Annotated in this window: 10 protein-coding genes; 6 read left to right on the forward strand and 4 right to left on the reverse strand. The window is 57.7% G+C overall.

What is annotated here, in order from left to right; genetic code table 11:
* Positions 1 to 8: 8 nt before the first annotated feature.
* From Q5H93_RS16480 to cas6, 4 genes are all read right to left on the reverse strand, one after another.
* Positions 9 to 1,352, reverse strand: a complete 1,344-nt coding sequence (locus Q5H93_RS16480) for a hypothetical protein (RefSeq protein WP_305007706.1) — start codon at positions 1,350 to 1,352, stop codon at positions 9 to 11.
* 12 nt (positions 1,353 to 1,364) lie between these two features.
* On the reverse strand, positions 1,365 to 3,542 hold the full coding sequence (gene cas3 / locus Q5H93_RS16485; protein ID WP_305007707.1) for a CRISPR-associated helicase Cas3': 2,178 nt from the start codon (positions 3,540 to 3,542) through the stop codon (positions 1,365 to 1,367).
* A complete protein-coding gene (locus Q5H93_RS16490) occupies positions 3,539 to 4,102 on the reverse strand; it encodes a hypothetical protein (protein ID WP_305007708.1) in 564 nt (187 codons plus the stop codon). Before Q5H93_RS16490 ends, cas3 begins: the two co-directional genes overlap by 4 nt.
* Positions 4,103 to 4,776: 674 nt before the next feature.
* Positions 4,777 to 5,442 (reverse strand): CRISPR-associated endoribonuclease Cas6, encoded by a 666-nt coding sequence (gene cas6, locus Q5H93_RS16495; protein ID WP_305007709.1) that lies wholly within the window; start codon positions 5,440 to 5,442, stop codon positions 4,777 to 4,779.
* Between the two features lie 273 nt (positions 5,443 to 5,715).
* On the opposite strand from cas6, the gene Q5H93_RS16500 reads away from it, so the two are divergent.
* The 6 genes from Q5H93_RS16500 (at position 5,716) to preA (ending at position 14,296) form a co-directional block, all read left to right on the forward strand.
* Complete coding sequence (locus Q5H93_RS16500; RefSeq protein WP_305007710.1) at positions 5,716 to 7,188, forward strand: CoA-acylating methylmalonate-semialdehyde dehydrogenase; 1,473 nt, start codon at positions 5,716 to 5,718, stop codon at positions 7,186 to 7,188.
* Between the two features lie 443 nt (positions 7,189 to 7,631).
* Positions 7,632 to 8,984, forward strand: coding sequence for an aminotransferase class III-fold pyridoxal phosphate-dependent enzyme (locus Q5H93_RS16505; RefSeq protein WP_305007711.1), 1,353 nt, complete (start codon positions 7,632 to 7,634; stop codon positions 8,982 to 8,984).
* A 6-nt stretch (positions 8,985 to 8,990) separates the two neighbouring features.
* Positions 8,991 to 10,367, forward strand: coding sequence for a dihydropyrimidinase (hydA, locus tag Q5H93_RS16510; RefSeq protein ID WP_305007712.1), 1,377 nt, complete (start codon positions 8,991 to 8,993; stop codon positions 10,365 to 10,367).
* A 125-nt stretch (positions 10,368 to 10,492) separates the two neighbouring features.
* Positions 10,493 to 11,359 carry a nitrilase-related carbon-nitrogen hydrolase gene (locus Q5H93_RS16515; protein WP_305007713.1) on the forward strand — a complete coding sequence of 289 codons (867 nt, stop codon included), beginning with the start codon at positions 10,493 to 10,495 and terminating at the stop codon, positions 11,357 to 11,359.
* Positions 11,360 to 11,481: 122 nt separating this feature from the next.
* The gene (locus tag Q5H93_RS16520) at positions 11,482 to 12,807 is read left to right on the forward strand and encodes an NAD(P)-dependent oxidoreductase (protein ID WP_305007714.1); all 1,326 of its coding nucleotides are present in this window, start codon (positions 11,482 to 11,484) and stop codon (positions 12,805 to 12,807) included.
* A 103-nt stretch (positions 12,808 to 12,910) separates the two neighbouring features.
* A complete protein-coding gene (gene preA, locus Q5H93_RS16525) occupies positions 12,911 to 14,296 on the forward strand; it encodes an NAD-dependent dihydropyrimidine dehydrogenase subunit PreA (RefSeq protein WP_305007715.1) in 1,386 nt (461 codons plus the stop codon).
* Positions 14,297 to 14,317 lie beyond the last annotated feature (21 nt).

The raw sequence follows: 14,317 nt of genomic DNA on the forward strand, positions 1-14,317 counted from the left end.
TGCAAGAGTTAAGCAGGCACGGCGGCATCGCTGCTTTGCCGGGCGATGTAGCGGAAGCGTACCAGAATGATGAACAGCGGGAAATTATCGACCGGCATCAGCATTACTTGACGCACGGCTTCGTCGAAGGTGTCGCGGAACGTGGCGGCGCTGCTGCCAGCTTCGTCCAGCATGTCGGCCAGCCGTTCGATAAAGGCTGGGCGGCTTTTTACGAACACGCTTTCTGCTTGCCGGTCAAGGTTTTTCTTGCCCCGGCCGCTGTCGCGGTGGTCGTTGCGGCGGGCAAATTCGTGAAGCGTAGCCGCCAGCCGGTCAGCTGCGTTGTAAAGTTCCTGGTTGTTGAGCATGGTGAGAATCCAGAGTTGATAAATGTCGAATTGAAGCCGGTCGGCATCAGTTTTGAGATTGATTTTCTTGTCGTTGCCGGGTAGGTAATCCTGTAGCTTGGCTGGCTCGATGGCCGCCAGCCCGATGCTGCCCAGCTGGCAGGCCCGCGCAAAGCCGTAGTGCGTTTCGTAGAGGCTGGTCACCTTCTGCCAGTCGCGGATTTCCGGCGAGAGCTGAAACAGCTGCTGCGACAGCTGGTGCATGTCTTCCACCGCGCCTAGCTCCAGGGGCACGAAACCAATAGTGCGGTTGGTTTGCGCCAGACTGTACACGTAGGCCGTGATACGGTGCTTATAGGTGGTAGCCAGCGCAAACAGTACCTTCACCCACGCTTGAGTGCGCAAGGCGCTGCTGCCATCTTTGGTGTCCAGCGCCTCGTCAAAGTTGAAATGAGCCAGCGGCTGGCGCGGATTAAAATCCGGGTCGAAGACATGGGTTAGCCAGCGGCCATTCCAGGTGTCAATCTGGTTGCCTTTCAGTCCATCGCGCTGGCCGAGCAGAGCGCGGTAGTTGGCCCAGCCTTCGTACAGCGTCCACAGCACTTCGTCCTGGTCGATGAGCAGGGTGAGGCCGCCGCTCACGCCCACGCCCAGCGCCCCACCAATCCAGGAGCAGTACATGTCTTCGGCGGCCACCTGTGGCCCCACGCCTGACACTTGCCCCGAGGTAGTGCCCGTAGTGCCCGCCGCCGGAAACCCGATGACGAAGCTGGCATCGGGGGCCAGCTCACGCACGTTGCGGTGCAGCTTTTCCAACTGCACCTCGGCGGCCGTAATGCCGGGCACTAAGTCTTTCTGCGCTACTTTTTGGGCAAAAGGGGAGTTGGGCACCCATTGCAGATACTTGTCGTGAGCAAAAAACACTGGGTGTAACTGCTCATCAAAAAACTGCCGGGCCGACAAATCATGGCCGGTGCGCTCATTCCACAGCGTCAGGAAGCGGCGGCCGATATAGCTGGTGTACATAAGGCGAAGGGGTTAGAGAAAGGAATCGGGTTCCAGCAGTTGCAGGCCCAGCCGCTGGTAATCGGCCAGTGGCTGCGGCACCACGAACGGAGCCGCGCCGAAGTCCAGCCGCTCGTAGTGCTGCCGGTTTTTATTGTATTGAATGGTGCGCCAACTGATGGGTATTTCCAACTCAATGCGGCGCTCCCAGGACGTTTTCTCGTTCAGGTACTCGGCCCGGTCGGCGGCCAGAATGCAGGCGGCCGTTTCAATTTCCAGCGCCTCCACCAGCATCGAACGGCTGCGGTGTGTCAGGGCTCCTTCTATCAGCTCGCCCTGGTCCCATATCAGGTGTGTGTCGATGTCGGCCAGCGTCAAATCGGGGTACACGATATCGAGGCGGTGTTGCAGGTCGCGTTCCGGCAGCAGAGCCGCGTCGGGCAGTTGGGCGTAGCTGCGCAGCACCACTTCGCGGGTGTAAGGCAGCGTTTTCGGAGCTGGTTCTATGACGTGGATGGGCTTCAGCTTGCCGATGGTTTCCGGGCTGCGCCGCCGGTTCACGCGTCCGAAGCGTTGCACCAGCGCATCGAGCGGCGCGGCCTCGGTTATCATCCGGTCGAAGCTGATATCGAGGCTAACCTCCACTACCTGCGTCGAAACCACAAAGCAGGGGCCGGGCTGGCCGTCGAACTCCGCTGTCAGCTTTTTCTCCAATTCGGCCCGGTCCAGCCGACGGAAACGGCTGTGCAGCAGCATGGCTTTCACGGCCGGAAACTCTCGTTGCAGCCGCTCAAACTCGGCCTGCGCTCCGAGCACGGTATTACAGATAATCAGTACCTTCTCATGAGCCGCAAACGCCTGCCGAAGCAGGGTATCCACGGTAGCCGTCAGCGCTTCGGGATGCTCAGTATTGCGAGGTATCTTGAATACTTCGTGGCGGTCAAACGAATCCAGCACCTCATCCGGCGGGCGCACTTCGTACACCGCCGCCGGGCCGCCCAGTCGGCGGCGCACCTCGTGGTAGAGGGCGGTAGGCATGGTGGCCGTGCCTACGTGCAGCCGGCAGCCAGCCTGCACCAGCACATCCACAATGGCCAGCACCATGGCCTGCGCCTTGTCGGAATAAGTATGAATTTCGTCCAGAATAACGTCGCAGCCGCGCACGTCGAGCAGCACTGCCTCGTAGCCCGGCAGTCCGAAAGCCACGGCTGCCAATTGGTGCGGCGTCAGCACCTTCACCGAGGCACCCACTTTGTCCTGCAACAGTTTTTCGGCTACGTCGCGCCCCGTGCGGCCCTCCACCAGCTTCGACATGGCGTGGCGCAGCCGCACATGGCCGCCCGTCTCGGCCGCTCGCACCCGCTCAAACATGGCGTTGATGGAAGCCTGAAATGGCAGCGTGTAGAACACCCGCCCCCGGCAGCGCCGAAACAGGTAATCGGTTTTGCCCGCGCCCGTGGGGGCTACTACCAGCGTGTGAGGACGCTGGTCGTCGGCCGAAGTTTGCGAAAGCGGAAATAGCTTGTTGTCGGTACGTTGCTGAAAATATCCCAGATTGGGCTTGTCGAACAGCCCTTGTAGCTGCTTGTCGGTATTGTGCTGCAAAGCCGAGGCAAAATGGTCGGCCGCCATCAGTACGCCCCGCCAGGCCGACCACTCGGCGCTGCGTAATTGCGCCCGGCAGTGCTCCACAGCGTAGCGCAGGGCGGCTTCAGCCTCCGTGCGGGGCACTTCGCGCAAAGCCACGGATAGTTGTAACTCGTTCAGCACCGCCAGAGCCTCACCCGACCACGTTTCCCAATCCAGCAAGTGGTTAGCTATCCACGGCCCACCCAGCCGCTGCAAGTCCAGAATACCCCGTTCGCGGGCATCGTGCCGGATGGATTTATGGTGCGCCACCACCATATCGACCAGCGTCGGCCAGTCGGCCCGGTCAAACAGCGGCAGAAACCCCAGCGACGACAGTTCGTGCCGGTGCGGAAACTGCTCCTGCAAGGGCACTTCCTCGCCGTATATTTTGGTCTGAAAGTGCGGGTGAGCCTTGCCCAAGTCATGCAGGGCCGCGCCCAGGCCCGCCAGCCGCACCTCGTAGCCCAGATGCGCCGCAATGGCTTCGGCGGCAGCTTTCACCTGCCGCGTGTGGTCGAGCAGTGTGAGGGGAGAACTGCCGCGCTGGGCGCTTTTAGCAAGAATCGGCCGGTTGGTTTTCATCGCTCCAACACGGGTTTGGCGGTGGGGTTGCCCACGATTTCCAGGCGGCCGTACATTGGTGCGCCTTCGGCAAAGCGGTTGTATCCCACCAGAAAGGCATCGGCCGTCGGCCCGTCGGTAAAATGCAGCTCAAAGCCCGGCAGCGCAGCGAACTCGGCCTCGCTCAGTACTTGTGGCTCGCTCGGTAATAGAATATCCTCATTTCGGCACAGGCACAGATGCTGCGTGGCCGCCGTCCGCGCTTCTGCTTCCGTGGCAAAGGCCAGATGCAGCGTCGGATGGAGCAGCACCCCGCGCACCAGAATGGCGCGGGGTCGCGTCAACTGCTGCTTCTTTTTCTCGTGTATCCAGCCGCGCGGGTGCGTTTGCTCCTGTTGCATACTCAAGCCGGTGTAGCTCAGCCGGTGCCGCAAAATCTGCGATACGCCCAGCTTCTGCCTCATGCCTTCAATCACCGAAGGCGTGAGGAATTGCTGCGAATAGGTTTCGCCATCGCGTACCGCCGTCCATGGTTTTAGGTAACCAAAGGGGCCGGTGTAGGTAACTGTAAAATAGCTCATACTAATTTGTCTTTGAAGCCAAAATCAGTCTCTTGTCAGACACCGCCTTTTCAGGGGGATAGTTAGGATTCATGTCCATCGGTCGGTTGATTTTGTAGCTTCGAGGTATGACGATAACACCGGAAAATTCGCAGCTCTCAGGAGTTGCCATTGCCGATGAACTCCGCTACTTCCTCGGTCGCGTCTGGCATCCAAAACCCCTTCCAAGGGCCTAGCGCCGACGAAGCGTGGCGGCGCTTGCGGGCCGAGCGAGGACCCATCACGACCCGCGAGGAAATGATACGCCGCGCCCAAGAGCAAGCTGCGAAGAAGAAATAAGCCGTTACTTTGCATAAGCCGTTACTTTGCATCGAAAGTCATCTGAGGCAACTGGATTGCGGGTAAGCAAGCAGTGGAACGCGCTGAAGCTGCTGAATGCGCACCATCTGCGGCAACTGAATGGCGGGTAAGATGGTAGATGAGAAAAGTTCAACAAAGAGGCTAAGGCCCTAGTGTGGGCTATTATGACAAAACCGGGAAATTGGCCTTACAGCAAGGTGACTTTAACCTGGGTCGAACTTGCCTCGAACTATACTCCGACCCCGAGCGACGGTGAATAGCAAAATTCCGGGAGCCTGCATCTGGCTACTTAATTGGCGGCAACGGGAAAGTGCAATAACATAGAGCGGGCTTGCTTACTCCAAAGCCCCGCACCCCAGCCCCGTGCTGTGGCCCACGCCCACGCACCACGCAAAGCGTATCTGCTCCGCCGTGCCTGTCACGATAACCGGGCACTGACTGGCGCGGCACTGCACGCTCTTATAGGCAAAAAGCTTGGTTTTAGCCCCCGGGTAGTCGCGGTCAAACCGCACGGTGGCTCCAGTGTCATCCAGCCCAGCCTGGCGGAGCTTGCGGCATAGCGTTTCGGTCAGCAACTCATCGGTGCGCGGGTCAAGGTAGGTGAGGTGGTCGGCGGGCTTGCCTTTTTCGGTTTCCCACTTCACAAACACCGGGCTGAGCACCCGAAACCACTGCTCGCCGTCCTGAAACTCGGGCGGATTCTGGATGCGGGCTTCGCGCACATGCAAACCCAAGTCGAGGCCGGGCTTACTGACCACGCCCGAAATGACTTCGTGGATGAGCGCCGGGTCGTGGGCCGAGATGGTCCAGTGGGCGCCGTCGCGAAAGTGCAAGCCGCCGCGGCTGCCCCGGCCGCCGCGCAGCCAGCTGAGCGAATAAAGGGAAAGACCGTCGTGCAGTTCCTGGTTGTGGCCAGCCCAGCGATGGAAGGCTCCTTTGAGTGTCGTCAGGTGCTCGAAAGGAAGCGGCTTGTCAGCTGAAAGGTAGAGATGTAAGCGCATGATGTTGTTTGCAGAAATGCGGCAGCAAGTACAGGCACTTTTTCTGAAATGCCAAATTTATTCACTCGCTACGCTAAGTTTTTTAGCGCCCCAAACTGGTAAAATCCAAATAAAAAATCAGCGCATATAAAGAGAAGCAGAAAAATTGAACTGGGAAAAATGACAGGAAAAATTTTCTGCTAACCCGAAATAAAAATATCCTAACCCCAAACGTTTGCAGAAAGTGAAACAAAACCCTTAGCTTGCACCCTTCTTTAAGAATCTGCTAAGATTATGGAGGTACAAACGCTGAAATACCCTGCCATCCGCAATCACATCGCCGGTCGTGCCGCTGACAATGCGTCAGCCGACACTATGGACGTGTTCAGCCCCCTCACCGGGGCCCTGATTTCGACCGTACCGCTCAGCGGCGCGACGGCACTGGACGAAGCCGTGCAAGCGGCCCAGGCTGCCTTCCCGAGTTGGTCGGCTACGCCCATCAAGGAGCGGGTGCAGATTTTCTACCGCTACAAGACGTTGCTGGAGCGCGACATGAAAGCGCTGGCCGACCTCGTGCGGGAGGAAAACGGCAAAACCTACGACGAGGCCCGCGCCGAAGTCGAAAAGGCTATTGAGCTCACCGAGTTTGCCTGCTCCATGCCGCAGCTTATTCAGGGCGAGTTTCTGGAAGTGAGCAAAGGCGTCGAAGCCCGCGTGGAGCGCAAGCCGCTGGGCGTGGTAGCCAGCATTGCCCCGTTCAACTTCCCTAATATGGTGCCGCACTGGACCATCCCGAACGCACTGGTGCTCGGCAACACCATGATTCTGAAACCCTCGGAGCAGGTGCCGTTGAGTGCCGTCAAAATTGCCGAGCTGCTAAAAGAAGCCGGCCTGCCCGACGGCGTGCTCAACATTGTGAACGGTGACCGTACTATCGTGGAAGCCATTTGCGACCACCCGGATATTACGGCCGTCTCCTTCGTCGGCTCCACCAAAATTGCCAAAGTTGTTTACATCCGCGCCACCAGCAATCTAAAGCGTTGCGTGGCGCTGGGTGGGGCCAAAAACCACCTGATGGTGTTGCCCGATGCTCATCCCGATATGACGGCCTCCAACGTGGCCGCCAGCATGTCGGGCTGCGCGGGCCAGCGCTGCATGGCTGGCTCCACCATGATTGGCGTGGGCGCCGTCGACCATATTGTGAATAAACTGGTGGCCGAAGCGCAGAAAATAGTGCCCGGCCAGAACCTGGGCTCCGTCATCAGCCGTGAGGCCAAGGAGCGCATCGAGCAGCACATCACCGAAGCCGAAGCCGCCGGCGCCAAAGTGCTGCTCGACGGCCGTGGCGCCGTGGTGCCGGGCCACGAAGATGGCTATTACGTGGGCCCGACGGTGATTGACTACGTGACGCCCGACATGCGCATTGCTCAGGAAGAAGTGTTCGGCCCAGTGCTCGCCATCATGCGCACCAATACGCTGGACGAAGCCCTGGCCATCGAAAATGCTAACCCCTACGGTAATGCCGCTGCCGTATTCACGCAAAGCGGCAGCCATGCCCGCTACGTGATGGACCATGCCAACGCCGGCATGATTGGCGTGAACATCGGCGTGCCGGTGCCCCGCGAACCCTTCTCCTTCGGCGGCTGGAACGAATCGAAATTCGGTGCCTGCGACATCACCGGCAAAAGCTCCATCGAATTCTGGACGCAGCTCAAGAAAACCACCACCAAGTGGAATCCGGAGTCGCGGGTGAACTGGATGAGTTAAATCGTAAGCCTCGGCCTACGCGGAAATAGCCGTCGGTTGAGGCTTCGTTATTTACACCTAAATTGCTTTCTGAAAAACCGACCAGCGTGGCTTGGCGGAAATCTTATTTTCAATAAATTAACCTAAAAGATTCCGGCGGCCATCTCCCTATGCCACCGCCCGGAAGAAGGACTTCCTCTGACGGCAACCAACTCCGTTTCCATTCCACAACTTATACCGCTCGTGCCGCAGAGATAGAAGGCTGCACATTGCGCCTAAGCTGTCGAGCCCGACGGGGAGGTCCTTCACTTTTGGTTTTTTAACTAACTGTTAAAAAAAAGCCTGCCATGCTGAACACAGGGAAGCATCTCGCCTGTGTCACTAATTCTTAACGCTTGAGTTTACTGCTGCACGCGAGATGCTTCCCTGCGTTCAGCATGACAGGCTTTTAATTTCCAATAACCATGCAGCCTACCCTCGACACCGACAAAGAGCAAATTCTGCACGACAACCTCGACCACACGCTGTTTTCGTGGTCGAAACAGACCGGCCTGAACCCCATCAGCGCCGAGCGCGCCGAGGGTGTGTACCTCTGGGACCGTGATGGCAAGCGCTACATCGACTTTTCGTCGCAGCTGATGAACGTCAACATCGGCCACGGTGACCAACGCATCACCGAGGCCGTGGCCGCCCAGATGCGCGAGTTGAGCTACGTGTATCCGGGCATGATAACCAAGGCGCGCGGCGATTTGGGCCGGATGCTCAACGACATCACGCCCGCCAACCTCACCAAGGCCTTCTTTACGCTGGGTGGCGCCGAGGCTATTGAGAATGCCGTGAAGCTGGCGCGCATTTACACTGGCCGCCACAAGATTGTTTCGCTGTATCAGTCGTTTCACGGGGCCAGCTACGGCGCTATCAGCGTGGGGGGCGACCCGCGTAAGTTTGCCGTCGATAGCCAGGCCATGCCCGGCACGGTGCACGTCGAAAATCCGTATTTCTACCGCTGCCCCTGGTACAGCGCCACGCCCGAAGAGTGCGCCCAGCGCGCCGCCGAGGCCATGGAGCGCATCATCGGCTACGAAAACCCCGGCAGCGTGGCTGCCATCATTCTGGAAGGCGAATCGGGTACCAGCGGCTGCATCAAATACCCGCCCGGTTATTGGACGCGCATTCGTGAAATCTGTGATAAACACGGTATTTTGCTCATCGCCGACGAGGTGATGAGCGGCTTCGGCCGCACCGGCAAGTGGTTCGGCTCCGACCACCACGGCGTGAAAGTGGACCTGATGTGCATGGCCAAGGGCATCACCGCCGGCTACCTGCCCCTGGGTGCCGTGATGGTGGACGAAGCCATTGCCAAATCCTTCGACGACAAGCCGCTGCCGCTGGGCCTTACGTACTCGGCCCACCCGGTGAGCTGCGCTGCCGCCGTGGCCACGCTGGAAGTGTACCACGAAGACAGGCTGCTGGAAAACACCGTTGAAATGGGGCACTACCTCGACCAGCAGGTAGCGGAATTAATCGCGCGCCACCCCAGCATCGGCGACTGGCGCAACACGGGCCTTTTCGGCTGCCTGGAGCTGGTAAAAAACCGCCAGACTAAAGAGCCCATGGCTCCCTGGAATGCTGCCCCCGACCAAATGGCCGTGATGAACCAGGTCGCCGCCAAAATTCGCGAACTTGGCATGTACACCTTCGTGCGCTGGAATTATATTTTCATTGCGCCACCGCTGTGTATTAATAAAAAAGAGCTGGACGAAGGGTTGGCAATTATCTCGGAAGCGCTGACTATTGCCGATAAGCACACTAATTAAGTAGTCATGGCTGCAGTTCTGTTGAAAAACGGCCGTGTCGTCACCGCCGACTCTGACGCCGTTTGTGATATTCTGATTGAGGGCGAAACTATCGCCGCCATCGGCCGTAACCTGCCGGCCAATGGTGCTGAGGTAATTGACTGCACCGGCAAAGTCGTCGTGCCCGGCGGTATCGACCCGCATGTGCATCTGGAAATGCCTTTTATGGGCACCTTCAGCTCGGATACTTACGAAACTGGTACTCGCGCAGCATTGCATGGCGGTACTACTACGGTAATTGATTTTATTCTGCAAAAGCAGGGGAATTCGTTGCGCGCCGCCTTTGAGGAATGGAGTGGCCGCGCTACCGGCAATGCCGTGGGCGACTATAGTTTCCACATGGCCGTAACGGATTTTAACCCGGGCACTAAGGAGGAAATCAAGGAAATAATTGCCGAAGGTATTACCTCCTTTAAAACCTTCATGGCCTACAAGGGCGCGCTCATGATTGACGACGCGCAGATGGTGGGCCTGATGCAGGAAGTGAAGCGCCACGGCGGCCTCGTGACGGCCCACGCCACCAACGGTGACATGATTGATACGCTCATTGCCCAGCACCGTGCCCAGGGCAAGCTCACGCCGCTCTACCACTACCTATCGCAGCCCGAAGTAACCGAAGCCGAAGCCTCCGGCCGCTTCGCCGACATTGCTAACTACACGGGTGTCAAGGCCTACATAATTCACCTCACTTGTGAGGGTGCACTCAACCAAGTGCGCCGCGCCACCGAGCGCAACCAGCGCGTGCTGGTCGAAACCTGCATTCAGTATCTCGTGCTTGATGCCTCCCTGTATGAGGATGAGGCGAATGGTGCTAAGGTGGTGATGTCGCCGCCCTTGCGCGAGAAGAAGGACCAAGCCACGCTGTGGGCCGGTATCAACCAGGGACTGGTGAACGTGGTGGGTACTGACCATTGTCCTTTCATGTGGGAGCAGAAGCTGATGGGGAAGGACGACTTCTCGAAAATTCCCAATGGTCACCCTGCCGTGGAACATCGCATGGAGTTATTGTTTTCCGAGGGCGTGCATCAGGGAAAAATCAGCCTGCAGAAGTTCGTGGAAGTTACTTCGACCAATGCGGCAAAGATATTTGGCATGTTCCCGCGCAAAGGCACCATTAGCATTGGCGCCGATGCTGATTTAGTTGTTATCGACCCAGCGAAAAAACACCGGATTTCGGCCGACACGCATCACATGAATTGTGATTATTCGGCGTACGAAGGTTGGGAGCTAACTGGAAAAATTGAAACAGTGCTGCTGCGTGGAAAAGTGGCCGTTGATGCTGGCGAAACGAAAGTTTCGCGTGGCTATGGGCAATTTATTAAACGTGGTCCAACTAATTTTTAGTACAAGGTTCGGCGAGGTTAAAATAGGTTTCGCAATGGAGTAGCGAATCTGAATTAAGCTCATTAAAAACCCTGCGACAACTCCTTTAACCTCGCGAAAGCTCGCGCTAAACCATTTACTCATTTATGCCCAGAATTATCAAATCCGGCCTCATTCAAATGAGCTTGCCGAAGACCGAAGGCGAAGGTACCATTGCCGAAATTATGGAGGCGATGGTGGAAAAACACATTCCGCTAATTGAAGAAGCCGGCCGGCAGGGCGTGCAAATCCTGTGCTTGCAGGAGATTTTTAATACGCCATATTTCTGCCCGGGCCAGGACAAAGCCTGGTACGCCTCGGCCGAGTCGGTGCCCGGTCCTACTACCGACCGTATGGCCGAGTACGCCAAAAAGTATGATATGGTGATTATCGTGCCCATTTACGAGCGCGAAATGGCCGGTTTTCTGTATAACACGGCGGCGGTGATTGATGCCGACGGCACTTACTTGGGTAAGTACCGGAAAAACCATATTCCGCACACCACGGGCTTCTGGGAGAAGTTCTTCTTCAAGCCTGGCAATCTGGGCTACCCGGTATTCCAGACGAAGTACGCCAAAGTAGGCGTGTACATCTGCTACGACCGGCACTTCCCCGATGGAGCTCGTGTGCTGGGCCTCAACGGTGCCGAAATCGTGTACAATCCTTCGGCCACGGTAGCGGGTCTCTCGCAATACCTCTGGAAGCTGGAGCAACCCGCCCACGCCGCTGCCAACGGCTACTTCATGGGCTGCATCAACCGCGTAGGGGAGGAGAAGCCCTGGAACCTGGGTCGCTTCTACGGAACGTCCTATTTCGTGGACCCGCGTGGGCAGATTATTGCGCAGGCCGATGAGTACAAGGACGAATTGCTGATTGCGGAGTTCGACCTCGATATGATTGACGAGGTGCGCGCTACCTGGCAGTTCTTCCGCGACCGCCGCCCCGAAACTTACGGGAAGCTGGTGGAGCTGTAATGAAGTTATGAGTTAAAAGTTATGAGTTATGAATTAGCCGGCCGCCATACTACGGCCGGCTAATTCATAGCCCAATAGCTCAACTTGTAACTCATAATTCTTAACTCGTAATTCAAAAAAGCATGGCCGAATTTTCTACCCCCACCACTGAGCACGAGTTCGCGGAAAACTTCGCGCAACTTAAGCCGCTAATGAACCGCACCGAGGCGCTGTATGAAAGCGCCCGCTGTTTGTTTTGCTTTGATGCGCCATGCATTCAGGCTTGTCCGTCGGGTATTGATATTCCGCAGTTTATCCGGCAGATAAATTCGGGGAATGATACCGGTGCAGCGCGTACGATTTATGCAGCTAATTACTTCGGTAATGCCTGCGGTAAAGTATGTCCGACAGAGGTGCTGTGCGAAGGCGCCTGCGTGTATAATCTGCAGGAGGTGAAGCCAATTGAAATTGGTCGGCTGCAGAGCTATGCTACTACCAAGGCCATTCAGGAAAATAAAAAGCTGTTTGCACCGGGTGCCGACAATGGCCGCCGGGTAGCCATCATCGGAGCCGGGCCGGCAGGTATTTCCTGTGCCTGTGAGTTACGGTCGCTGGGTTACGAAGTAGATGTCTTTGAGGCGCAGGCACAGCCTTCGGGACTGACGGTGTATGGTGTGGCACCATACAAAATCACGAACGAAGAAACCCTGGCCGAGATGGCGTATTTGCAGGCGCAGCTTGGCTACTCGGTGCAGTATAATTCGCCCATTTCTTCCCGTGAACAATTAGCAGAATTAGAAGCGCAATACGATGCTATTTTTCTGGGCATTGGCCTGGGCGAAACCAACGAACTGGGCCTGCCCGGCGAGGATAAAATAAACTGCACTGGTGCAGTCGAGTTTATTGCGGAGCTACGCCAGCGGCACCATGAAATAAAAGTGGGCCGCCGGGTGATTGTGCTGGGTGGTGGCAATACGGCCATGGATGCCGCTTCCGAATCGGCCCGGCTGGGGGCGGAGGACGTGGTGCTGGCTTACCGCCGGGGCAAGGAAGAAATGGGAGCCTATGAGTTTGAGTACGACCTGGCCAAAGGGGTAGGGGTGAAAGGCTTGTTCAACGTGGCACCGCTGGAAATTGTGGGCGAAGACTACGTGACGGGCGTACGCTTCATTCGCACTGAAACGGCCGGTGGTCGGGTACGGGAAATTGCCGGTTCGGAGTTTGAGCTACCTTGCGATATGGTGATTAAAGCTACCGGACAGGCTAAGCGCGCCGGCTTTATGAGTCTGATTCCGGGATTGGAAACGGATGGCAAGGGACGCATCGTGGCCGACGCAGTAACGGGACAAACGACTAACCCCAAATATTTCGCTTCCGGCGATGCCCGCAACGGTGGCGCCGAAGTAGTGAATGCTACTGCCGAAGCCAAGCTGGCGGCGCGGGGTATTCATGCTTTTTTGAGCAAGTAGTGCGGACTGTGGCTGCGCCGACCTTCGGTTGTAGTCCGCGAGTTGATACGATTTGCAGTTTTAAACCACCTTTTTCACGGACTACAAGGTCCGCGCTACTGCTATGCCTGACCTTTCCATTGACTTTGCCGGTATTAAAGCTCCCAACCCATTCTGGCTGGCTTCGGCCCCGCCTACCAACTCTGGCTACCAGGTGATGAAGGCCTTTGATGCGGGCTGGGGCGGCGCGGTGTGGAAAACGCTGGGCGTGCCCGTAGTGAACGTGTCGAGCCGCTACGGCGGGGTGAATTACCGCGACAAGCGTCTGGTAGGCTTCAATAACATCGAGCTGATTTCGGACCGGCCGCTGGCGGATAACCTGCGTGAAATTGAGGAAGTAAAAAAGCGCTTTCCCAACCACGCCGTCATTGCCTCACTCATGGTACAGAGCCGGCAGGAGTGGCACGACATCGTGCGAGCCTCGCAGGATGCCGGCGCCGACGGCCTGGAACTGAACTTCGGTTGCCCGCACGGCATGTGCGAGCGCGGCATGGGCTCGGCGGTAGGGCAGGAACCGCGCGTGCTACAGATGATTACGGAGTGGGTGATGGAAGTGGCCAAGGTGCCGGTTATCGTGAAGCTCACGCCCAATATTTCCGACATCACCGAGCCGGCGCAGGCCGCCCGTCGGGCTGGGGCCGATGCTATTTCGCTTATCAATACCATTCAGAGTATTGTGGGCGTCGATATCGACCAGTTCGCGCCCTACCCGATTGTGGACGGGCAGGGCACCAACGGTGGCTACTGCGGCCCGGCCGTGAAGCCCATTGCCCTGAACATGCTGAAAAACTGTGCCCAGCATCCCGACGTGCGCCTGCCTATCTCGGGCATCGGGGGCATCGAAAACTGGCGCGATGCGGTGGAGCACATCCTGCTAGGGGCCAGTAGTGTGCAGATATGCACGGCCGCCATGCACTTCGGCTTCGGCATTATCCGCGAACTGACATCCGGGCTGGAGGAGTACATGCTCGATAAGGGTTTCAACACCATCTACGACTTTGTGGGTAAGGCCCTGCCCAACGTGCGGCACTGGGAAGACCTGAACATGAAGTACAAGGTAACGGCCCACATCCACGAAGAGAAGTGCATTGGCTGCCAGCTCTGCTACACTGCCTGCGAGGATGGCGCCCACCAGGCCATCAAGCTAAATGCGGGCACCCGTGTGCCGGAAATCATCGAGGAAAACTGCGTGGGCTGCAACTTATGCTCGCTGGTGTGCCCGGTAGAAGAGTGCATTACGATGGACCGCACCGACGACGGCACCCAGCACCTCACCTGGAAGCAGCGTACCGAAGCGGGCACTGCTCCGACCGAATTCAACGACGAAAAAGCCGGCGGGCGCCACCACTGGGTGCCCGAGCCGGCCGCCGCGCTGGGCAAGGAGCGGCATAAGACGCTGCCCGGCCGGGCGCGGGTGATTAGTGGGGAGACGGAGGTACCTGCAGTTTAGCGGGCGGCAAGCCGGGCACCA

Origin of the sequence: Hymenobacter aranciens (assembly GCF_030580865.1) — a bacterium.
GTDB classification, from domain to species: Bacteria; Bacteroidota; Bacteroidia; order Cytophagales; family Hymenobacteraceae; genus Hymenobacter; species Hymenobacter aranciens.

Bases quoted from the DNA above. Each gene is read 5' to 3' on its own strand.
- Q5H93_RS16480 (WP_305007706.1), bottom strand. From the start codon at position 1,352: ATGTACACCAGCTATATCGGCCGCCGCTTCCTGACGCTGTGGAATGAG.
- cas3 (WP_305007707.1), bottom strand. From the start codon at position 3,542: ATGAAAACCAACCGGCCGATTCTTGCTAAAAGCGCCCAGCGCGGCAGT.
- Q5H93_RS16490 (WP_305007708.1), bottom strand. From the start codon at position 4,102: ATGAGCTATTTTACAGTTACCTACACCGGCCCCTTTGGTTACCTAAAA.
- cas6 (WP_305007709.1), bottom strand. From the start codon at position 5,442: ATGCGCTTACATCTCTACCTTTCAGCTGACAAGCCGCTTCCTTTCGAG.
- Q5H93_RS16500 (WP_305007710.1), top strand. From the start codon at position 5,716: ATGGAGGTACAAACGCTGAAATACCCTGCCATCCGCAATCACATCGCC.
- Q5H93_RS16505 (WP_305007711.1), top strand. From the start codon at position 7,632: ATGCAGCCTACCCTCGACACCGACAAAGAGCAAATTCTGCACGACAAC.
- hydA (WP_305007712.1), top strand. From the start codon at position 8,991: ATGGCTGCAGTTCTGTTGAAAAACGGCCGTGTCGTCACCGCCGACTCT.
- Q5H93_RS16515 (WP_305007713.1), top strand. From the start codon at position 10,493: ATGCCCAGAATTATCAAATCCGGCCTCATTCAAATGAGCTTGCCGAAG.
- Q5H93_RS16520 (WP_305007714.1), top strand. From the start codon at position 11,482: ATGGCCGAATTTTCTACCCCCACCACTGAGCACGAGTTCGCGGAAAAC.
- preA (WP_305007715.1), top strand. From the start codon at position 12,911: ATGCCTGACCTTTCCATTGACTTTGCCGGTATTAAAGCTCCCAACCCA.